At 45.5% G+C, this 21,879-nt stretch carries 21 protein-coding genes and 1 riboswitch; of the genes, 16 read left to right on the forward strand and 5 right to left on the reverse strand.

Features of this window, described 5'->3' with window-relative positions; translation table 11 throughout:
- The 6 genes from ftsY to glpG form a co-directional block, all read left to right on the forward strand.
- On the forward strand, positions 1-1,205 hold a 1,205-nt coding region (gene ftsY / locus CAG68_RS16945), incomplete at its 5' end, for a signal recognition particle-docking protein FtsY (RefSeq protein ID WP_161441401.1).
- A 22-nt stretch (positions 1,206-1,227) separates the two neighbouring features.
- Positions 1,228-1,902: a cell division ATP-binding protein FtsE gene (ftsE, locus tag CAG68_RS16950; protein WP_005378697.1), complete on the forward strand. Its 675-nt coding sequence runs from the start codon at positions 1,228-1,230 to the stop codon at positions 1,900-1,902.
- A complete protein-coding gene (ftsX, locus tag CAG68_RS16955; RefSeq protein WP_005378695.1) occupies positions 1,892-2,860 on the forward strand; it encodes a permease-like cell division protein FtsX in 969 nt (322 codons plus the stop codon). Before ftsE ends, ftsX begins: the two co-directional genes overlap by 11 nt.
- A gap of 176 nt (positions 2,861-3,036) precedes the next feature.
- Positions 3,037-3,894, forward strand: a complete 858-nt coding sequence (gene rpoH, locus CAG68_RS16960; RefSeq protein ID WP_005378693.1) for an RNA polymerase sigma factor RpoH — start codon at positions 3,037-3,039, stop codon at positions 3,892-3,894.
- 493 nt (positions 3,895-4,387) lie between these two features.
- Complete coding sequence (gene glpE, locus CAG68_RS16965; RefSeq protein WP_005378691.1) at positions 4,388-4,708, forward strand: thiosulfate sulfurtransferase GlpE; 321 nt, start codon at positions 4,388-4,390, stop codon at positions 4,706-4,708.
- The gene (glpG, locus tag CAG68_RS16970) at positions 4,708-5,550 is read left to right on the forward strand and encodes a rhomboid family intramembrane serine protease GlpG (protein WP_017636076.1); all 843 of its coding nucleotides are present in this window, start codon (positions 4,708-4,710) and stop codon (positions 5,548-5,550) included. The genes glpE and glpG overlap by 1 nt, the downstream gene beginning before the upstream one ends.
- 62 nt (positions 5,551-5,612) lie before the next feature.
- On the opposite strand, the gene CAG68_RS16975 is transcribed toward glpG, so the two are convergent.
- Positions 5,613-6,023: a flagellar basal body-associated protein FliL gene (locus tag CAG68_RS16975; protein WP_005378687.1), complete on the reverse strand. Its 411-nt coding sequence runs from the start codon at positions 6,021-6,023 to the stop codon at positions 5,613-5,615.
- Between the two features lie 161 nt (positions 6,024-6,184).
- On the opposite strand from CAG68_RS16975, the gene CAG68_RS16980 reads away from it, so the two are divergent.
- Both CAG68_RS16980 and ubiA read left to right on the forward strand, forming a co-directional pair.
- Positions 6,185-6,724: a chorismate lyase gene (locus tag CAG68_RS16980; protein WP_005378686.1), complete on the forward strand. Its 540-nt coding sequence runs from the start codon at positions 6,185-6,187 to the stop codon at positions 6,722-6,724.
- Positions 6,725-7,579 carry a 4-hydroxybenzoate octaprenyltransferase gene (ubiA, locus tag CAG68_RS16985; RefSeq protein ID WP_005378684.1) on the forward strand — a complete coding sequence of 285 codons (855 nt, stop codon included), beginning with the start codon at positions 6,725-6,727 and terminating at the stop codon, positions 7,577-7,579.
- A gap of 63 nt (positions 7,580-7,642) precedes the next feature.
- Here the strand turns inward: ubiA and plsB are convergent, their stop codons facing one another.
- A complete protein-coding gene (plsB, locus tag CAG68_RS16990) occupies positions 7,643-10,069 on the reverse strand; it encodes a glycerol-3-phosphate 1-O-acyltransferase PlsB (protein WP_053304470.1) in 2,427 nt (808 codons plus the stop codon).
- Between the two features lie 368 nt (positions 10,070-10,437).
- Here plsB and lexA point away from each other — a divergent pair, with 368 nt between their 5' ends.
- The 3 genes from lexA (at position 10,438) to dinF (ending at position 13,452) form a co-directional block, all read left to right on the forward strand.
- Positions 10,438-11,058, forward strand: a complete 621-nt coding sequence (lexA, locus tag CAG68_RS16995; RefSeq protein ID WP_005378682.1) for a transcriptional repressor LexA — start codon at positions 10,438-10,440, stop codon at positions 11,056-11,058.
- 194 nt (positions 11,059-11,252) lie between these two features.
- Positions 11,253-12,047 carry a class I SAM-dependent methyltransferase gene (locus CAG68_RS17000; RefSeq protein ID WP_053304469.1) on the forward strand — a complete coding sequence of 265 codons (795 nt, stop codon included), beginning with the start codon at positions 11,253-11,255 and terminating at the stop codon, positions 12,045-12,047.
- Between the two features lie 55 nt (positions 12,048-12,102).
- Entirely contained in the window at positions 12,103-13,452 is a 1,350-nt protein-coding gene (gene dinF, locus CAG68_RS17005) for an MATE family efflux transporter DinF (protein ID WP_053304468.1), read from the forward strand.
- Between the two features lie 57 nt (positions 13,453-13,509).
- Here dinF and sthA read toward each other — a convergent pair whose 3' ends face one another.
- Complete coding sequence (gene sthA, locus CAG68_RS17010; protein WP_005389689.1) at positions 13,510-14,940, reverse strand: Si-specific NAD(P)(+) transhydrogenase; 1,431 nt, start codon at positions 14,938-14,940, stop codon at positions 13,510-13,512.
- A 263-nt stretch (positions 14,941-15,203) separates the two neighbouring features.
- Here sthA and fabR point away from each other — a divergent pair, with 263 nt between their 5' ends.
- A complete protein-coding gene (gene fabR / locus CAG68_RS17015) occupies positions 15,204-15,845 on the forward strand; it encodes an HTH-type transcriptional repressor FabR (protein WP_005378632.1) in 642 nt (213 codons plus the stop codon).
- A complete protein-coding gene (locus tag CAG68_RS17020; RefSeq protein WP_005378634.1) occupies positions 15,845-16,210 on the forward strand; it encodes a YijD family membrane protein in 366 nt (121 codons plus the stop codon). Before fabR ends, CAG68_RS17020 begins: the two co-directional genes overlap by 1 nt.
- Before the next feature lie 62 nt (positions 16,211-16,272).
- Here CAG68_RS17020 and trmA read toward each other — a convergent pair whose 3' ends face one another.
- Complete coding sequence (gene trmA, locus CAG68_RS17025; RefSeq protein WP_053304467.1) at positions 16,273-17,382, reverse strand: tRNA (uridine(54)-C5)-methyltransferase TrmA; 1,110 nt, start codon at positions 17,380-17,382, stop codon at positions 16,273-16,275.
- A gap of 186 nt (positions 17,383-17,568) precedes the next feature.
- Positions 17,569-17,766: riboswitch (cobalamin riboswitch) on the forward strand.
- Positions 17,767-17,822: 56 nt separating this feature from the next.
- Here trmA and btuB point away from each other — a divergent pair.
- Genes btuB through murI form a run of 3 tightly spaced genes read left to right on the forward strand, consistent with a single transcriptional unit; the run spans position 17,823 to position 21,245 of the window.
- Positions 17,823-19,658: a TonB-dependent vitamin B12 receptor gene (gene btuB, locus CAG68_RS17030; RefSeq protein ID WP_005378674.1), complete on the forward strand. Its 1,836-nt coding sequence runs from the start codon at positions 17,823-17,825 to the stop codon at positions 19,656-19,658.
- A gap of 59 nt (positions 19,659-19,717) precedes the next feature.
- Entirely contained in the window at positions 19,718-20,410 is a 693-nt protein-coding gene (locus CAG68_RS17035) for an ATPase (RefSeq protein ID WP_005378675.1), read from the forward strand.
- A gap of 31 nt (positions 20,411-20,441) precedes the next feature.
- On the forward strand, positions 20,442-21,245 hold the full coding sequence (gene murI / locus CAG68_RS17040; RefSeq protein ID WP_047104461.1) for a glutamate racemase: 804 nt from the start codon (positions 20,442-20,444) through the stop codon (positions 21,243-21,245).
- On the opposite strand, the gene CAG68_RS17045 is transcribed toward murI, so the two are convergent.
- On the reverse strand, positions 21,208-21,663 hold the full coding sequence (locus tag CAG68_RS17045; RefSeq protein WP_017636066.1) for an RNA-binding protein: 456 nt from the start codon (positions 21,661-21,663) through the stop codon (positions 21,208-21,210). The two genes, murI and CAG68_RS17045, sit on opposite strands and share 38 nt — an antisense overlap.
- Positions 21,664-21,879 lie beyond the last annotated feature (216 nt).

A 21,879-nucleotide genomic window follows, 5' to 3' on the forward strand; every position in this document is an offset into this window, starting at 1 on the left:
GATTACTTTCGTGGCTAGGTTTTGGTGACGAAGAACAAAGCCCAAAACCAAAAACTGAAGAAACAGTAAAAGAAGAAGCAGTGGAAGCGCCTTCTGAAGAGCAGCAAACCGAAGCGGTTGCTGAGCAAGCGGAAGCAACGCCAGAACTTGAAGAAGAAGCGAAACAATCAGAGGCTGCCCCAGCAGAAGCAGAAGCAGAAGCAGAAGCAGAAGCAGAAGCAGAAGCAGAGGAGCCAGAAGTCGTATCGGCCGCGCCTCGTGTTCAAGAACAAGAAAAGCCAACAGAAAGCTTTTTTGCTCGTCTTAAACGCAGCCTAAGCCGAACAAAAGCAAATATTGGTGCTGGCTTCTTCGGTCTGTTCAGCGGTAAGAAAATCGATGAAGACTTATTTGAAGAGCTAGAAGAGCAACTGCTTATTGCTGATGTGGGCATGAATACCACAACAAAAATTATCAACAACCTGACAGAAAAAGCCACACGTGGCGATCTGAAAGACGGCGAAGCCCTTTATGGTTTGTTGAAAGAAGAAATGGCTGAGATTCTTTCTAAAGTCGAACAGCCACTAGAAATCGATAGCAACAAAACGCCTTACGTCATCTTGATGGTGGGTGTAAATGGCGTGGGTAAAACCACGACCATCGGTAAGCTTGCCAAGCAGTTCCAAACTCAAGGCAAAAAAGTGATGCTTGCAGCGGGAGATACTTTCCGTGCCGCAGCGGTTGAGCAGCTACAAGTGTGGGGTGAACGTAATAATGTTCCTGTGATTGCTCAACATACTGGCGCAGACAGTGCCTCTGTTATCTATGATGCGATTGAAGCGGCAAAAGCACGTGGTGTGGATGTGGTGATTGCTGATACAGCAGGTCGTCTACAGAACAAAGCGAACCTAATGGAAGAGCTGCGTAAGATTGTACGTGTGATGAAGAAAATTGATGACTCTGCACCACATGAGATCATGCTAACGCTTGACGCAGGTACAGGACAAAATGCCATTAGCCAAGCGAAACTTTTCAGTGATGTTGCCCCTCTAACCGGGATTACTTTGACTAAGCTGGATGGTACAGCCAAGGGCGGCGTAATTTTCGCTATCGCTGATCAGTTCGGTATTCCAATTCGTTACATTGGTGTGGGTGAAGGTATCGAAGACTTGCGTCCATTTGAAACTCAAGAGTTTATTGACGCACTGTTTAGTCGTGAAGAATAAAAAGAGTTAGAGGAAATCAACGGTGATCAAATTTCAGCAAGTAAGCAAAGCTTACCGAGGTGGTCGACAAGCACTGCAAAAAGTCGATTTTCACCTGAGGCGCGGTGAAATGGCGTTTTTAGGCGGACATTCCGGGGCTGGTAAAAGTACCTTGCTGAAATTGATCTGCGCGATAGAGCGACCAACCGATGGCAAAATCCATTTTAATGGCCACGACATCACGCGTATTCCAGGCAAAGACATCCCTTTTTTGCGCCGCAATATTGGGATTGTTTTTCAAGATCATCGCCTATTGATGGATCGCAGTGTGTACGACAATGTCGCTCTGCCAATGCGTATCGAATCGATTTCTGAAAACGAAATCAAACGCCGTGTTTCTGCGGCGTTAGATAAAACGGGCTTACTCGATAAAGCTCGTTGTCTACCTAGTCAACTTTCTGGTGGTGAGCAACAGCGCGTCGGTATTGCCCGTGCTGTGGTTAATCGACCAACGTTGCTGGTGGCTGATGAGCCTACGGGTAACCTTGACCCAGAATTATCCAACCGTGTGTTGCGTCTATTCGAAGAATTTAACCGTGCGGGCGTGACAATCTTACTTGCCACGCACGATGTGGGGTTAGTAAACACTCGCCCACAGTATCGTCATTTTGAATTGAACCAAGGCTTCCTAAGTGAGGTAGAAGACTATGGCAGGTAACAAGCACTCCCAAAAGAAGGGGAAAGGCCGCAGTGCCAAGCGTGCGAATACCGATGGTTTTTTCTCTGTCCACGCAAAACAAGCTAAATCCTCTTTTAGCGCCTTATGGCAACGACCACTAGGCAACATTCTGACCCTAGCGGTCATCTCCATGGCACTTGCCATGCCAGCTTGTTTGTATCTATTGGGGAAAAACGTTGCAGGGGCAGCGGAAGATGTCGCTTCTCCTTCACAAGTTAGTGCTTACTTAGTTGAAGGCATGCCGGATGCGCGAGTGATGGTTCTCAAAGATCAAATTGAAACTTGGCCTTTGGTAAAAGAGGTAGAATATATTTCACCGCAACAAGGTCTATCTGATTTAAGCCAATATGCAGGGTTCGACCAAGCTATCAGTCTTTTAAGTGGCTATGCGCTTCCTGGTGTGTTGGTGATTACGCCAGATTCGGAGCTAAAAAGTGATATTCAGTCATTAGCCAAAGACGTTCGAGAGCAACAAGATGTGACCGACGTGAGACTTGACGAAGACTGGCTGGCGCGTCTTGATGCAATCAAAACTCTCGCGAGTATTATTGTCATTACCCTGACAGTGCTGATGCTCGGTGCGGTATTTTTAATCGTTGGCAATACATTGCGATTTAATGTGCTGGCGAATAAAGAAGAGATTCAAACCATGAAACTGATCGGTGCGACGGACAGTTTCATTCTGCGCCCTTACTTGTACACAGGTATGTGGTTTGGCGTGTTAGGTGCCACTATTGCGTGGTTGGTAACGGCTTTAGTGACCATTGTCATGAATAGTGCGGTGGAAGACCTTGCTGCGTTGTACGATAGCCAGTTCCGCCTGATTGGTCTAAGTTGGGATGAATCTTTGTTACTAATCATCATTGGGAGTCTTTTGGGATGTATTGCGGCGCGCTTTTCTGCGCAACGACATTTAAAAGAAATTGAACCAGTTTAAGTGATGGCGGTCTTATTACTTGGATTTTATTAGCACTAGCTAATTTTGAACCCTTGCTTAGACCAAATGTTTATGGATAATTGCTTCCCCTTCTTGAAACTTGTTCATTTTGAGTTCAAGATATCGAAGCTAAATTGCAATGTAATGCTCCAGATCAGAGATTGATGAGGAATTGAATGACAAAAGAAGCGTATCCGATGGCTCTAGTCACGCAAGATAGCCTTGATAGCTATATTCGCTCAGTAAACAGCTACCCAATGCTGACTGCAGACGAAGAGCGTGAGCTGGCAGAACGATTACACTATAAAGGTGAGATTGAGGCTGCAAAAGGTCTAATTCTTTCGCACCTACGATTCGTTGTTCACGTTGCTCGTGGTTACTCTGGCTACGGTTTGCCAATGGCGGATCTTGTGCAAGAGGGTAACATCGGTCTAATGAAAGCCGTTAAGCGTTTTAACCCAGAAGTAGGGGTTCGCTTGGTTTCTTTCGCTGTCCACTGGATCAAAGCAGAGATCCACGAATACGTGCTACGTAACTGGCGTATCGTGAAAATTGCGACCACTAAAGCGCAACGTAAATTGTTCTTCAACCTGCGTAAGTCGAAAAAGCGCTTGGGTTGGTTTAACAACGGTGAAGTGGAAACCGTTGCGCGCGAGTTAGGTGTTGAGCCTTCTGAAGTTCGCGAGATGGAATCACGCTTAGCGGCGGTGGATTCAACCTTTGATATGCCAACTGATGAAGACGACAGTTCAAACGCTTACACAGCGCCGATGCTATACCTAGAAGACAAATCGTCTGATGTGGCCGACAACATTGAAGCCGCCAACTGGGAAATGCATACCAACAATCGCTTGGGTCATGCATTAGCGAGTTTGGATGAGCGTAGTCAGCGCATCGTGCGTTCTCGTTGGTTAGATGATGAGAAAGCAACATTGCAAGACTTAGCTGATGAGTTCGGTGTTTCCGCCGAGCGTATTCGCCAGCTAGAAAAAAATGCAATGAAGAAACTAAAATTGGCCGTGGGTGAATTTTAATTTCCACTGCTAATTGAAAGTAAGATTTTCATAGAAAGCCGAGATCATGTGATCTCGGCTTTTTTATTGTCGATCGAAAATCGATAGCGTTTGCGATCCGGATTTTATGTGCTACCTGTGTATAACTCTGTGAAGTAATTATTTATCAACTGTTCGAAACCCGGACAAAATAAGGGATTCAAGCACTTTTCCATCTGGGGATAGTTATAGATATACACACAGTTAGATCAGGATCATCACTACATATTGTGGATCAAAAGATCCAAATACACTTTATCAACGCAATTCACAGCTTTATCCACAAATGGTTGGAATGTGTACACTTTTGGAAAACCTGATTATCCATGTGTCTAAGTTTGCCGTTGGATAGGTTACAATAGCGGCAGTATACCCAAGCAGCTTCAAATATGGATTTTATGCTGTACCACGGGTGCTGATTAGTACGTTAGGTTCGAGGTTGCTTGGGTATATTAATAAGACAATGAGAAAGTAAATGGATCAGTTTAAGCATATCGATGTACAAGGTGCGCAAGCGCTGCTCGAGCAGGGTGATGCGAAGCTTGTAGATATCCGTGACCCTCAATCGTTTGCCGTTGCGCATGCGGAGTCCGCGTATCATTTAACTAACGATACGATCGTTGCGTTTATGGATGAAGTGGAGTTCGAACAACCTATTCTGGTGATGTGTTACCACGGCATTAGTAGCCAAGGTGCGGCGCAATATTTAGTTAACCAAGGCTTTGAACAGGTGTACAGTGTAGATGGTGGCTTTGAAGCCTGGCATCGAGCAGAACTACCGATAGTGAGAAGTTAATGAAGAGATTGGTAACGTTAAATAATCCACGTATGGCGCAAGCCTTTATTGATTATATGGCCTCTCGCCAAATTGACATCGAAATGATGCCTGAAGGGGATGGGCAATTTGCGCTGTGGCTGACTGATAGCCAGCATGAAATAGAAGCGGAAGCCGAACTTAAGCTGTTCCTTGCTAACCCGTCTGATTCAAAATACAGCGCCGCCTCGTGGGACGTTGCCGATACTCGTAAGAGCACATTTCATTATTCCAGCCCGAGTATCATGAGCATGGTCAAAGCGAAAGCTGGCCCCATGACTTTGCTGATCATGACAGTCTGTATCATCATCTACTTGTTACAAATGTTTGGCTTTGGCAATGGCGTGTTTAAGTTGTTGCACTTCCCGGCTTTTGAGGGGCAACAATGGCAAGTGTGGCGATGGCTAAGTCATGCGTTACTGCACTTTTCAGTAACTCACATCGTGTTTAACTTACTATGGTGGTGGCAGTTGGGGGGCGACATCGAACGTCGTCTCGGTTCCGGTAAGCTATTGCAACTCTTTGTGGTGTCGGCAGCGCTTTCAGGGGCAGGCCAGTTCTATGTTGAAGGGGCTAACTTCGGCGGCTTGTCTGGTGTGGTCTATGCACTGCTTGGTTATTTGTGGATATTGGGTTACCGCTTGCCACATTTAGGCCTTACGCTACCCAAGCCAATCATCGTCTTTATGTTGGTATGGTTAGTTCTTGGTTTTGTGCAGCCATTTATGGCGATTGCAAACACCGCTCACTTAGTTGGGCTACTGTCGGGGATGGCGATTGCGCTGTTTGATTCAGGCAAGATGAAATACCAACAGCAAGCCTAAAGCAGATGAAATGAAAAGACCGCTCAAGAGCGGTCTTTTTTATGTTCAAAACGGATTTGGGTTTATTGATAAAGGTATTTTGTAAACAACAAATCGGCAATGATGGTTTTACCTGTTTCAGGCAAAAGCGTTTCGTTGAGGGTCGTCACTAAGGTTTTGCGCAGATCTTCTCGGCCAGACAGGGACTTAATCGTATCTTCTGTTTGCTTACCCAATAATTCAATCACTGCATCGCGAATCAAAGGTTGGTGATGCTCAACAACTGATAAATCTTGTTGACTCATTACCATGATGTCGATGCGCACTTGCACATAACCTAACTTTTTGCCTTTGGTGTAAAAGTTAGTAGTGAGGTCAGGCTCTAGGGTAAAGTATGCCAACTTAGGTCCAGCTTCTTCCGTTTCAGCCCAACTTGGTGCGGCGAATAGTATGGTTAACGCAAAAATAATTTGGGCTATATAACGTTTGTACATATTTCTAACTTTTCTTTCTCTGGATCGCGATATTCGAATCGCTTCAGTCTTGATACAATGGGCCGTCTATAACAAATAACGGAACTTACGGTTACATACATTACTATGGACGGTAAGTTGTTGCTTTATTGTACGCATAAAGCCTCCAATTGAATACTAGTATGAATCAGCCAACATCACTCTATCTTGCTTCTTTATTGGAAGTAGAGTGGCAAAACCCCGAAGAATTCGAATTTCCAAATGAATTTGCCAAGCACTGGCTTGAAGAGCAAGGGTCTTTGTCACGTCGTTTAAAACAGCACTGCCAAGCGTTAACGGTAGAATTGCTACAAAATCAGATCGTCACTGCAGCGACATTAAAACAGGACGAAAGCCAGTTATTGTCCGAACAAGATTGCTTACTGAGAGAGGTAATTTTGTGCGGTGACAATAATAACTGGGTTATTGGGCGGACATTGATTCCTCGCTCAACCTTAGTTGATCAGCAGTATGATTTGGCTCAACAAGGGGATATCCCATTAGGATTAACAGTGTTCAGCGCAGATAACGTTGAGCGAGACTCTTTACAAATGGGATGGGTAGCCGTACCAGAAGGACGTTTGTTAGCGCGACGCTCAAGGTTGTGGATGAATCACAAACCGATGCTAGTCGCCGAGTTATTCTTATCTAATTCACCAGTTTACGCTAAGGAGACAGTGTAAATGTCCGCAGAAAAAGCCAAAGCATATTGGCAACTGATGCGCATGGATCGCCCGATTGGTTCACTGTTACTGATGTGGCCAACGATTTGGGCGCTAATTATCTCAGCCCAAGGGATGCCGAGTTGGGATGTATTCATCGTGTTTGTATTGGGGGTATTCCTAATGCGTAGTGCGGGGTGCGTAATTAATGATTTTGCAGATCGCAAAGTCGACGGCCATGTAAAGCGTACTAAGCAACGTCCACTGCCATCAGGGAAAGTGACAGCAAAAGAAGCGATTGGATTATTTTTGGTTTTGGGTATCAGCTCGTTTTTGTTAGTGCTGACCATGAACCCGCTGACGATTCAGCTATCCTTCGCTGGCATTGTGTTGGCGTTCATCTATCCATTTATGAAGCGTTACACTCATATTCCACAGCTATTTTTAGGCTTGGCTTTTAGCTGGGCGATTCCAATGGCGTGGGCTGCACAAACTGGGGAATTACCATTGATTGTTTGGTTTTTGTTCCTCATTAACGCTTTGTGGACCATTGCGTACGACACTCAATATGCGATGGTAGACCGAGATGATGATCTAAAGATTGGCATTAAATCGACGGCAATTCTGTTTGGTCGTCATGACAAGCTTATTATTGGTGTGTTGCAACTGATTACACTCGCGATGTTGGTTTGGTTAGGACAGTTCTACCAATTGGGACAAAGTTACTACTGGACCCTTTTGATTGCAGCGTCGTTGTTTGTTTATCAGCAGCACTTAATTCGTCACCGTGAGCGTGAGTTGTGCTTTAAGGCTTTCCTTAACAACAATTATGTTGGCATGGTGATAGCGATAGGGTTACTGGTCGCATTTTGGTAAGCGAAGAAATAGAAAAAGGCATCCGATTGGATGCCTTTTTCTTATTGAAAGAAGATAAAACGGTTACGACCGAAGTTGGTGAATACTCTCTTCGATCGTCAGTTTCACTTCTGGATAAAGCAGAGTGAACAGTAGTCGTGCAAATTGCTGCGTTTTCTTCGTGTCACAGTTACCATCGTTATCGAGGTATTTTTGCTGTTTGAGCGTATTGAACATCGCGGTAAACACACCTTTATCGAAGAATTCTGGCGCATTAATACCGTGCAAACGCCCTAGGCGCTGAGCAATATCTTGGCTCTTCTGCTCTAGGTCCGATTTACCGAGTTCAGGGTAAGCAACAAGCAAGTTCATCGCGATAGAGTAGCGTTGCAGCGTTTCAGTTATCGTGCGACCTAACAGAACCAAAGGCTGGTTGTTCGACTGATTGATCTCTAGCTTATCACCATCCAGACTAATCATTTTCTGATCGGCAAATTCATGCAGTGTTTTAACGACCAATTCATCTAACTCGTCTTCTTGGTAACTTAAGAACAGCTCTTTCTTCAAGAATGGGTAGACTTGCGCGACATTCGCTTGAATCTTGGCTACCGAAAGGTTGCGCTGACGAATGAGCATTTGGGCAATTAATGACGGCAGAGCGAACAAGTGAATGATGTTGTTGCGATAGTAAGTCATCAGGATCGATTGGCTACGGTCCAGCGAAATGATGTCACCCATGCTATCGGTTTCAATCACGAACTTATCAAGCGAAATTGCATGATCGACCAACTCCTCAGCACTTTCGGTAGGGATAGTGGAGGTGCTTGAGTACGGATTATTTTTGAGTAGCTTTAAGTAACACTCGATCTGGTTGATCAGCGAGTCACGAGAAAGTGCACGTTGACGAGAAGCAAGCAGTGCGGTTGCACACAAGGTCAACGCGTTTGCCGCCGCCGCATCATTGATGTGCGTCATCATCTTATTAGCGAGGTCGTTCACCACAGGATTCATCCATTGTGGTTTGTTACCACCCATGCTGTCGATGTCTTTCGTCCACTCAGGAGCATGCTCGTTCAAGTATTGGTTGAGCTGAATTGGCTCACCGAAGTTCACATAGCCCAAACCAAAGTTACGCAGTTTACGCAGAGTACGCAGTACAAGCCCTGCGTTTTCTTTCTCTTTGCGTTTGCCACGCAGCTCTTTCGCGTAAGTGCCTACTTCCATTACGTGCTCGTAACCGATGTAGACCGGCACTAGTGTTACTGGGCGGTTTAGACCACGTAGCATTGCTTGGATGGTCATAGCCAGCATACCCGTTTTCGCTTGCAGTAAGCGACCTGTACGTGAACGACCACCCTCACTGAAGTACTCGACTGAATAGCCTTTGGCAAACAGCTCAGCTAGATACTCACGGAAAATGGTTGAGTACAGTTTGTTGCCTTTAAAACTACGACGAATAAAGAACGCCCCACCACGACGGAAAAGCGGACCGGCCGGGAAGAAGTTCAAGTTAATGCCTGCCGCAATGTGCGGAGGCACCATGCCTTCATGGTATAAAACATAAGACAACAGCAGGTAGTCCATGTGACTACGGTGACACGGAACGTACACAATTTCGTGGCCGTCTTGCGCTAAACGACGCACAGTCGAGGCGTTATTGATGTGCAAACCTTGGTATAGTTTTGTCCATAACCAACTCAGGATGCGGTCGCCGTTTTTCACTAGACTGTAGGAGAAGTCGGCGGCGATTTCATCCATGATGTCGTGGGCTTCTTTACGTGCCTTATCAATCGAGATGTTTTTGATCTTGGCTTCGTCAGCAATCGCCAGTTCAATAGCTGGAGATTTTAGTAAACGAGCAAACAACACTTGGCGTTGTGGCAGGTTTGGGCCTGAAGCAGCCAGTTTCTGGCGTGAGAAGTGGATACGCGCCACGCGAGCCAGTTTGTGCGCAATTGCGCTGTCGGTACCGTGAGAGTCTGCCATATAACGCAGAGATACCACGGGACTAAAGCGAACTAAGCAGTCGCGTCCCGCCGCCATTACTGCTTTGGCTTTTTGCGGACCATTCATCGGTTGAAGGTAAGGCTTTTGGTTCTCTTCTTTACCTGGCTTACGACCCCAAAGCACGGTTGCAGGGATCATTTGAACATCCAACTCACTATCCAGCTTGTGCAGTTCCAGTAAGTCAGTGAACAGAGAAACAGAATCGGTTGGGACATCATTATCGTTGTTCATCACAGTTGGACGCGCAGCGATAAAGACGAAACGGTTCAGCGTTTTGCCATTGATTTCCAGCGGGCTGAGCGGGTCGGGTAGACCAAGGCTCATGGCTTGTTTTTGCAGTGTCAGCAAATCCACGTTCGAGCGGAACGGCAGGGCATATACAATCGGTTTAGTTAGGTCGATGTTCAGATCTTCAATCGGGTTCGACGGGATTGTGGTGCCCTTTACCAGTACCGATAAAGGTAGTTTTAGTAATGAACGTGAAAATGATTGTCCAGAAGACATAAAGTTCACAGCCTCAATAGGTATTCAAACAGGCCTAACCTTATTTCAGTTTCCGCTTTGCATGTCTTCTCTATAAAAAGAGATGAGTACGGCAATAGAAATAAGCCTAGGCGATAAAATTTAAGCGCTGCAAGGATACCAGAAACTGGTCAAACCTTTTAATTTTATTGGCTGTAAATTAGTCGAACCCCTAAGTTATTGCTTTGACTTGATTAACTGAAAAGTCGGTGTTTTAAACGAATAAAGAATGAACTTAATCGGTAAGCTGAAAGCTCTCCACAAATAAATTAAAAAACAACCAATTGGGTTTTCATTTGAGCATTTACTGGATATACTCACAGTTAACTGTATAAAAAGACAGGTGAGACATGAAGCCGTTAACGCCACGCCAACAACAAGTCTTCGATTTGATTAAAAGTAAAATCGATGACACCGGAATGCCACCAACTCGTGCAGAGATTGCGCGTGAGCTTGGCTTCCGCTCTGCGAATGCCGCAGAGGAACACCTAAAAGCGCTTGCTCGTAAGCAAGCAATTGAAATTATTCCAGGCGCTTCTCGTGGGATTCGTATCCTGCTTGAAGACGCAGCCAATGATGAGCAGGGTTTGCCTTTGATTGGTCAAGTCGCAGCGGGTGAGCCAATCTTGGCTCAAGAGCACGTAGAGGCGCACTACCAAGTCGATCCTGCGATGTTCAAACCGCAAGCGGATTTCTTACTTCGTGTAAATGGCGAGAGTATGAAAGACATCGGGATTATGGATGGCGATTTGCTCGCGGTGCATAAAACCCAAGACGTGAGAGACGGTCAAGTTGTCGTTGCGCGTGTTGATGATGATGTGACTGTGAAGCGTTTGGAGCGCAAAGGCTCAACCATATTACTGCATGCTGAGAATGAAGAGTTTGCCCCAATCCAAGTGGACTTAACGTCTCAGCACCTTACGATTGAAGGCTTAGCCGTTGGTATTATTCGTAATACCGATTGGATGTAAGTGTATTTAAGCAGCCCAGTTGATCTGGGCTGTTTTGTCTTTTCTCTTCTTTTCTCTTTTTCTACTTCCTCCAAAAGCTTGCTCATCATCTTGACCTTGTTTGTTTTGGCCAATTTATAAGCTTGATAATGTAATTGATATTCATTATCATCTTTATTAATGTCTATGTTTTCTCTCTGGCGCAGGAAATGCCCATGTCTCAGTCTAAACATCAAGTTCCTAACCATCTATTGAAGCCACTGTTATTGCGTAGCCGTGAAAGCATGGTCGACAATGGCTTGGTGTACGATCCGATAGCTGCTAAAGCGTGTTTGAGCTGTAAGATGGCGCCGGATTGTTTAAGTGGTGATATTGCGCAGAAGCAATTGCTGCACGTGACGCTGACTCAGCTTTGTGACCAGCAGGTTAGTCACTTCTTACAGCAGTATCCCGATGCTTGGATAATCAATGTCGGAGCGGGGCTGGATACCCGCTTTTATCGTTTGGATAATGGACGCTGCCATTGGATAGAGCTGGATGTGACGGAAAATTTGGTATGGCGTCAGCGCTTGTTCCACAAAAATGAACGCTATGAACATCGCTGTGGCAGTGTGGATGAAATGTCGTGGCTAGAGACGTTAGCCATTCCAGAGCAAGCACCGGTGCTCATTTTATGTGAAATGGCACTGCTCGATTGCACAGAGCGTCAAGTCGCGAAATTTATTCAAACCTTGGGTCGACATTTTGTTTCTGCTGAACTGTGTATGGTGCTGGCAGGAGATTTAACGGAAACCAAGTGGGGACAAAAGCTTGGCTCTGATCGTTATGCTCATGGCTTTGAAGCGCCTGCAGCACCGATATTGCAATGGTTACCATGGGCACAATGGGTGAAAGCTTTCTCGCCATTCGATAGATTCTGTTCTCGTTGGAAAGCTTGGCAGCGTTGGCTTAATAAGATTCCAATGTTGAAGCATCGCCTCACGCCAGTCCTCGTTCACATCAAGTGGTAATTGGCTAGTCGTTAAGCGCTCAGGTACACTCGTCGATCTTACTGATGAGGTGCCTGTGACAAATTCAATCTTCTCTCCTTTATCTAACCCAAAAGTTCATCGCCAAGTCTTAGCTTTAGCTATACCTATGGTGCTGTCGAATATTACTGTTCCATTGCTCGGTTTGGTCGATGCTGCGGTGATTGGTCATCTAGACCACGCTTGGTATTTGGGTGGTGTTGCGTTGGGCAGCACCATGATCAGCGTGACGTTTTGGCTGCTTGGTTTTTTGCGTATGTCGACTACTGGGTTGGCGGCGCAGTCCTATGGCGGTGAAGACCGAAAGCAACTTGCCTTGGTGTTTATGCAAGGCTCACTTATGGCGCTGCTGTTTGCGTTAGTCTTCCTTATTGCCCATAACCCGATTGCTGATTTGATCTTTGGCTGGAGTGACGCCAGCGCAGAGGTAAAACACTACGGCATGCAATATTTCTCTATCCGTGTGTGGAGTGCCCCCGCTGCGCTAATGAACTTTGTGTTGTTGGGGTGGCTGCTCGGAACGCAAAATTCCAAAGCACCAATGTGGATGGTGATCATCACCAACGTGACTAATATTGCCCTCGATTTGTTGTTTGTGATTGGTTTGGGGTGGAAAGTAGAAGGCGCTGCGCTGGCATCGGTGATTGCTGACTACTCTGGCATGGGTTTTGGTCTCATGTGTGTCTGGAAAACCTGGCGAGAGAGGCAATTACCATCACCTCAAAAGTTGCTAGCCAGCACTCAACACGGTTTAGGGCGATTCGTGAAATTGAATCGCGATATTTTCTTACGCTCTTTGTGTCTGCAAGCGGCTTTTAGCTTTATGACGTTCCAAGGCGCGAGCTTTGGTGATGAGGTTGTCGCTGCAAATGCGGTTCTGATGAGCTTCCTGATGATTATCTCGTATGGCATGGATGGCTTTGCTTACGCAATGGAGGCCATGGTCGGGAAGGCGATTGGTGCCAAAGATAGGCAACAATTGAGTGAATCGCTTGTCGGCACTTTCTTTTGGAGTTTGGTTATTTGTTTAGGACTGACCGCGCTCTTTGGTTTGGCGGGATCGCAGTTGATCGCCATGATCACTTCAATTGAGGCGGTACAACAGCAAGCAGCGGTATATCTACCTTGGCTGGTGGTGATGCCACTTGCGTCGATGTGGTGCTTTCTATTGGATGGCATTTTTGTCGGTGCAACCAAAGGCAAAGACATGCGCAATAGTATGTTTGTCGCGACCAGCAGTTTCTTCGTTGTCTTTTACTTATTCGCCGAGTGGGAAAATCACGCGCTGTGGTTTGCAATGACGAGCTTTATGTTGATGCGGGGTATTGGTTTAGGGGTTATCTTTCTCTACCAATGGCACAAGGATACCTTCCTAACACAATGTTGATATAAAAACAGCAGGTCCAAGCCTGCTGTTTTTCTGTCTGCTATCAAGAAGCATAGATTAGAACAAGCGGTTCAAACCATTCAACGCAGCGACACGATACGCTTCGGCCATTGTTGGATAGTTGAAGGTGGTATTGACGAAATACTCGATGGTATTCGCTGAGCCTTTTTGCTCCATAATGGCTTGACCGATGTGGATAATTTCCGCAGCACGTTCGCCAAAGCAGTGAATCCCTAAAATTTCTTTGGTTTCACGATGGAACAATATCTTCAAGCTGCCGATGTCTTTCCCTGCGATCTGTGCACGAGCTAGATGCTTGAACGAAGAGCGTCCTACTTCATACGGTACTTTCGCAGCTGTTAGCTCTTGCTCGGTTTTACCCACAGAGCTAATCTCTGGGATGGTGTAGATACCCGTTGGAATATCATCAATCAGGTAGTTTTCTGCCTGACCTTTCGTAATGGCTTGTGCGACAAATCGCCCTTGGTCATAAGCGGCGCTTGCAAGGCTAGGGTAACCGATGACATCGCCTACAGCGTAAATGTGTTCGATATCGGTTTGGTAGTTACGGTTTACTTTTAGTTGTCCGCGAGAGTCCGCTTCCAGACCCACTGCACCCAAATTCAACTTATCGGTGTTACCTGTTCGACCATTCGCATACAACAAGCAGTCTGCCTTCATCTTCTTGCCAGATTGTAGGTGAATAATCACGCCATCTTCTGTGCCTTCGATTTTTTCATAGGTCTCATCATTACGAATTACTACACCGCTGTTCCAGAAGTGGTAAGACAGCGCATCTGACACTTCGTTATCCAAAAACTCCAACAAGCGGTCGCGGGTATTGATAAGGTCGGTTTTCACTCCAAGGCCGCGGAAGATAGAAGCGTATTCACAACCGATAACGCCCGCACCGTAAATGATGATATGGCGAGGGTCGTGTTTCAGGCTCAAAATGGAATCACTGTCGTAGATGCGCTCATGCAAGAAATCTACGTCGTTAGGCTGATACGGACGAGAACCCGTCGCGATGACAAACTTATCTGCAGAATAGATTTCTTCTGTACCGTCGCTTTGCATCACTGCAATTGAGTAGTTATCGATAAATCGCGCGGTTCCGAACAAAAGTGTGCATGAGTTACGGTCATAAAAGCCCTGACGAAGTCGAGTTTGCTTATCAATGACCGATTTAGCATGACCTAAAATGTCAGAAAATGTTGCATGAACGCTGGTGTTGTTTCGACAAAATAGCGGGTTGCTATTAAATTCGATGATGCGGCTAACGGCATGACGCAGTGCTTTTGATGGAATGGTACCCCAGTGAGTACAACCGCCGCCGACACTGCTTTCTTTCTCGACAATGGCAACATTCAGTCCCGCTTTGGTTAATCCCATTGCAGCCCCTTCTCCGCCAGGGCCACTACCGATTACGATCACGTCATAGTGATTAACATGCGCCATGATGCCTTCCTTGTTATATTTGCTTAACATTGCTTTAGCGCGATTTTAACTCATTTACTCTATTGGTACACGTCATGCCTGTTAGAGAGTGGAAGTGATCACGCAGAATCGACCAAAAGGGTGATTTGGTATGTTGTATGTCTATAAATTGCATCGAGAACATTGCAATTAGATGCATGCCAATAGTAACGTTCTCGGCGCTCAGAGCGAGCGAAGCAACATATCTTTCTCCGTAGGAGCAAATTGCGTTATATTGAGGCTCTTGTACCCTACAGAAAAAGAGCAAGTTAAGAATGAAATCGATGGGAATCCGCGCACAGCAAAAAGAGAAGACACGTCGATCATTGATCGATGCGGCATTTAGTCAATTAAGTGCGGATCGCAGCTTTTCCAGCCTTAGCTTGCGAGAAGTCGCCCGAGAGGCAGGGATTGCACCGACTTCTTTTTACCGTCACTTCAAAGATATGGATGAGCTAGGCTTAACCATGGTTGATGAAGGCGGTTTGCTACTACGTCAACTGATGCGTCAGGCGCGTCAACGTATTGTGAAAGAAGGTAGCGTAATTCGTACCTCGGTCGAAACCTTTATGGAATTCATTGAAAGTAGTCCGAACGTTTTTCGTTTGTTGTTGCGTGAGCGCTCCGGCACTTCTGCTGAATTTCGTACCGCTGTTGCTCGAGAAATCCAGCATTTTGCGGCAGAATTAACCGAGTATTTAATGAGCACCGGCGTGACCAGAGAAGAGGCGTATACTCAAGCAGAAGCGTCTGTGACTTTGGTTTTCAGTTCGGGAGCTGAAGCTTTAGATTTAGATCGACGTGAGCGCGATGAACTCGCCGAGCGATTGATCATGCAATTGCGAATGATAGCCAAAGGGGCCTATTGGTATCGCAAAGAACGTGAACGTAACCGATTAAAAGGCGGGATAGAATAATGTCGAATGGAAATAAATCTGAAAAGAAAACGCTGATTTTGGCACTGGTTGCAGGTATGTGTGGTGATGCTTTGTTGTCATGGTTGACCATGAGTGAAGTGTCTTTTTCAATCTTCCCATTGATTGCACTCGTACTGGCTGTACAAGCTCTTTACCAAGAGTACCTAAATAATCCGGTATCAGAAGATATCCCATTAGTTGGCTTGGCGTGTTTCTTCGTAGGTGCGTTTGGTCACTCTGCGTTTATTAAAGCGCAATACCCAGAAGCAGGCTCAAACTTCTTTGCGATCATGGTTTCAATGATCTTACTCGCATGGATTGGTAAGAAGCTAGGTTTTGTCAGCAAGAAGACTTCTGCGGAATAAGCAAAACGAATCAAATTAAAAAGCGAGCCATTGAGCTCGCTTTTTGTATTTGACGCCGTGGGTTACACTTTGCGTTCCAATAGCACTCCCGCTTCCATGTGGTGGGTATAAGGGAATTGGTCAAACAGAGCAAAACGCGTCACGTTGTGTGTTTCGCATAGAATGTCCAAGTTCTCTTTTAGAGTCTCAGGGTTACAAGAGATGTACATGATGCGCTCGTAACCTTGCACCATCTTACAAGTATCGACATCCATCCCAGCACGTGGTGGGTCGACAAAAATCGTATTGCAGTTGTAGCTCTTCAGATCTACACCTGCATCTTGTAGACGACGGAATTCACGCTTACCTTCGATCGCTTGAGTAAATTCCTCGGCTGATAGACGTAAGATTTGTACGTTATCAATCTTATTGGCGGCGATGTTGTACTGTGCAGATACAACCGATGGCTTCGCTAGCTCAGTTGCCAGTACGCGGTCGAAATTCTGTGCCAACGCCAGCGAGAAGTTACCGTTACCACAGTAAAGCTCTAGTAGGTCGCCAGTGCTTTCTTGGGTACAGTCGACCGCCCATTCCAGCATCTTCTCTGCGACTTTGCCGTTCGGCTGAGTGAAGCTGTTCTCCACTTGTTGGTAGATGTAGCTTTGACCATTGACATCGAGCTTCTCGATCACGTAGTCGCGGTCTAGGACAATCTTCATCTTACGAGCGCGACCAATGATGTTTAGGTTAAAGCCTTCATCATTTAAACGCTGTTTAAGGGCTTTCGCGTTTTCAATCCACTCTTCATCAAGTTGGCGATGGTAAAGGAGTGAAACCAGAATCTCACCACTTAGCGTCGATAGGAAATCCACTTGGAACAGTTTACGACGTAGTGAGTCGTTGTCTTTCATCGCTTCAACCAATAGCGGCATCAGGTCGTTGATCAGACGGCTTGCTGCAGGGAATTGGTCAACACGGTACTTCTCACGAGTTTCTTGGTTGAACATGATGTAGTAAAGATCTTCGCCTTCATGCCAAACACGGAACTCAGCACGCATGCGGTAGTGCTGCTCTGGTGATTCAAACACTTCCAGTTCTGGCATGTTGTATGGCGCGAACATATCCGTGAGACGTTCGACTTTTTCAGCCAGTTGTTCTTGGTAGCGTTGTGGGTTTACATCAAGAGTAGCCATGATCTTACCTTTTATGGTGCATTCAATTTAAGAGCGCAGATTTTATTCAATCTCAATAGGATGTCCAGTTTTGTACTGGAATTGATTTAAAGATAGTGCGTACAGGCAGAGTAGAAAGCAAAATCAATCAAAACGTTACAACTTCTAAGGGCAATATTGGCTGGACAAATAATCAATAGCTGAATAATATTTGCCTCAAGTTGGTGCTATCTAGCAATCTAGATGGCTGAAATGGGAATCTGGTGTAAATCCAGAACTGACGCGCAGCGGTAAAAGAGAACGAACGCTCATCAGACACTGCATTAGTTTATGTGGGAAGTCGAGCAAGTAGGCGGTACACCCGTGCTCTTGAGTCCGAATACCTGCCAACAACTGAGCCACAGCACTGGACTGTCATGACGACAGGGCTCGGAAGGAATTACGCGATTTAGGACAATACAATGAGAAAATCCGCACTGGCGATCACTTTGGCATCGCTGCTTTCACCTGTCTCTTATCTACAGGCCCAGGAAACCTCCACTGACGAAACCATCGTTGTTACGGCAAACCGTTTTGAGCAAGCCGAAAGCCGTACGTTGGCAGATGTCGAAGTAGTTACTCGACAAGACATCGATCGCATTCAAGCGAAAACCCTACCAGATGTATTGCGTCGCCTTACCGGAATTCAAGTTTCACAAAATGGTGGTCGTGGTCAGTTAGCGTCTTTATTTGTTCGTGGAACCAGTTCCGACCAAGTTTTAGTACTGGTTGATGGCGTACGTTTTGCACGAGCAGCGAAGGGCGCTGTGGACTTTAACCAAATCCCACTTACTTACGTTCAACGTATTGAGTACGTGCGTGGTGCGCGTGCGTCACTTTACGGCTCAGAAGCGATTGGTGGCGTGATCAATATCATCACCATTGCGCGTGCTGACGAAGAAGGAACGAAGTTAAGTGCGGGTTTAGGTAGTTTAGATTATCAAGAATTGAGTGTGGCATCTGGTATTAAAGTCACAGAGAGCGGCCAGCTAAATATCGCGCTTGGTAGTGAAAGTGATGATGGTTATAACGTTCGTCCTGTACCGGGAGTTAATGACGGTGATCGCCATGGCTTTGATACAAAGAATGGTCTGCTAGGTTACGTGCATAACTTCAATGACCAGTGGTCTGCATTTGGTAACCTACGTGCTTACGAAAATGTTTATCAATATGACAGCAGCTACGGTAGTCGCGGTTACTACGAAGCAGAAAAAGACGATCTTTCTGTCACTCTGGGCGGTAAGTATCAGTCTGATAATGTGATGTCAGAACTACAAGTAACAGCACAGAAACAGAAGTCTTGGAACTATGAGCAAGCAAAAGGCAAACACTCAGGTACCGAAGATGAACTTGAGCAGCAAAATGTCCAGTGGACCAACAGTTACTTGCTAAACAACAATACGACGTTGGCTGGTGGTATTGATTGGCGCAACGAGTCTTATAAAGACAAGAGTGCGAATAAAACGTTTGATCGTACCAATGGCGCTCTGTTTGGTATGGCAACCACTAGTATTGATAAAGCAATGCTCGAGGGCAGTGCTCGCCTTGATGATAATGAAGAATACGGTAGTGAGTTCACTTACAGTTTAGCGGCTGGTTACCAGTTTGTACCAGAGTTTGGGGTTAAAGCCTCTTTTGGTACTGCGTTTAAGGCTCCAAACCTATATCAGCAGTATGACCCGACATACGGTGAGAAAGATCTGAAGCCGGAAGAGTCAGATGCTTGGGAGCTAGCATTCAGCGGTGATGTCCAAGGCGTTTTTTGGTCCGTCACGGGTTATGACTATAAAATCACGAATCTTATCGATTACCATCCAACCACGTACAAATATTTGAATGTCGATGGTGAAACACATATCCAAGGTGTGGAGCTTGTTGCTGAGTTTGATACAGGGATTGTGCAGCACCAGTTGAGTGCAGATTACAAAGATGCTGAAGACGATAAAGGGCATCAGTTGCAGCGTCGCGCTAAAGAAATGTATAAGTGGAATGCTTTAGTGAGCTTCGATAAAGTGGACTGGTCGGTTAGCTATCAGTACGTCGGTAAGCGTCCAGATGTGGATTACAGCACTTGGCCTTCACAAGATATCACGCTTTCTTCTTACTCGTTGGTTGATACGGCAGTGACTTACTATCCGAATGAGTCGACCTCTATTAGCGCTCGTATCGATAATCTACTTGATGAAGAGTATGAGATGGCAAAAGGTTACCCCGCTGCAGAGCGAGCGTACTATATCAACGTTGGCTACGAATTCTAATCGTGAATGAGCACAAACCGCCTTCGGGCGGTTTTTAATATTTTGTGGTGGAAAATCGAATGAAGAAACCCAAGCGAGTGGTGATCAGTTGGTCCAGTGGTAAAGATTCGACATTAACGCTTGAGCGCCTTAACGAGAATCCAAATTATCAAGTTGTCGGTTTGTACACGACTTACGTAGGGAAAGAAGTCCCTTTCCAAGCAACTCCGCTTGAAGTCGTACAAATGCAAGCAGACTTACTTGCGCTTCCGCTCATTACTATCGAGCTACCTGAAATCTTTCCAAGTAACGACATTTATCAATCGACCATCGTTAATGCATTACAAAGTAGTGGTCTGAACATAGAAGCTGTCGCATTTGGTGATATGTTTTGTAATGGCATTGCCGATTACCGACGCAGCTATATTGAACCTGTTGGCTGGGAATGCGTCTTTCCTCTATTAGGGGAGAGCAGCGAAAAACTAGCGATGGAAATCATAGAGCGTGGTATTCAAACTATGTTAATCACCATCGACGGAAGAGTTCTCCCTCCAGAATGGTGTGGTCGCTGGTATGACAAAGCCCTAATAGAGTCATTACCAAGTCAAATTGATCCCTGTGGGGAAAATGGTGAATTTCACACATTGGTCACGTCTTCGCCATCTTTTCAAGGACATATCGAGTTGACGAAGCGAGATGTAGAATCTGGAGATAGATTCAGCCATCAAAGATACCATGCTAAAGCATTGCCAAAACAAATCTACGCAGTATGATCGCAACGTTTCTGTTCTTTAGGTAAGACTCGTGCGAGTAGCAAGTAAGAAAAAAGTCCTAGTTTTTGACTCTGGTGTTGGTGGTCTTTCTGTATTCCAAGAGATACATCGCCTATTGCCCCAGCTAGACTACTTATACTTATTCGATAATCAGGCTTACCCTTATGGTGAACTCGATCAGGCTGTACTCGTTTCACGAGTTAACCAACTGGTCTCTTCTTTAGTCGAAGAACACCAAGTCGACATTGTCGTCATTGCTTGCAACACGGCGAGCACCATAGTGCTTCCTTCCTTACGCGAAAATTTATCGATTCCCGTTGTTGGTGTTGTCCCTGCGATTAAACCCGCATCGCTTTTAGCATCAAAAGGGGTAGGGCTGATCGCCACTCCGGCGACAGTAACACGCCAATATACTCACGAGTTAATACGGGACTTTGCGCAAGGCAAACCAGTTGAGCTGGTGGGATCAACTCGCTTGGTAGATATGGCCGAAGAGAAGTTGCGGGGCAACAGCGTTTCTCTCGACGAACTGACAAATATCCTGCTTCCCCTTCGCGATAAAGTCGATGTTGCGGTGCTCGGTTGTACTCACTTCCCTTTAATCAAAGAGGAAATTCATCAAGCTTTGGGTGGGGACGTTACTTTAATTGATTCAGGCGCAGCGATTGCACGTCGAGTAAAAGCATTGCTATTAAGTGATGAAATTGAGGATACAGAAGAGGGAAGTAAGTCGATTTATGCCAGTGCAACTCCTTGGCAGGAAGATGCACTGAACATTTGTTTAAAGAAGCTAGGTTTTAATCCTGTTCAGGTTTACCACCATCCGGATGTTTAGGATCGTTCGCAATTCTCACTTTTAGCGTTCTCTCCATATATTCCTTTTCATTAAGTTTAGCGATAGCTGGCTTGGCATCTGCCGCAGCCATCACTACAAAACCAAACCCTCTTCTTTTTCCTGTACGCTTATCTTTCATTAAGCGTACCGCATAGACCTGTCCATATTCAGCAAACAAATCGCGAACATGACTCTCATTGGCCTTATAAGGAAGGTTGCCGACATACAGCGTTTTAGTTGAAGGATCAGGATCCGAAGATTGAAGAACAGGTGTTTTGCTAGAAAATGAAAAAAGAAAAGCAGTAGCGATAACACCAATGAGGAAGCTCAAGGCTGGTGGGATGATGAATTGAGAGAAGATGATTCCCCCAACGATGGCCAGCCCAACACATAAAATCAGATTTTTTTTAGACGTCATTTTAATTACTACACATAGTGATAAAGAGATCGATTGTCCATTAACAGAATAGACACATGAATCTTACGTATATGGTTGGTGTTTTTCCAACCAATTGCTGTGATATGTCTCAAATGTGACGAAGAAATATGCAAATATCGCACTTTTGGATAATTTGTGACCGGTTGGTTTTTTATTTGCAAAAAACGCTTGTACTAATTTCTCAACCCCCTATAC

Source organism: Vibrio sp. V42_P2S4T144, from assembly GCF_009904715.1.
Classification (GTDB): domain Bacteria; phylum Pseudomonadota; class Gammaproteobacteria; order Enterobacterales; family Vibrionaceae; genus Vibrio; species Vibrio alginolyticus.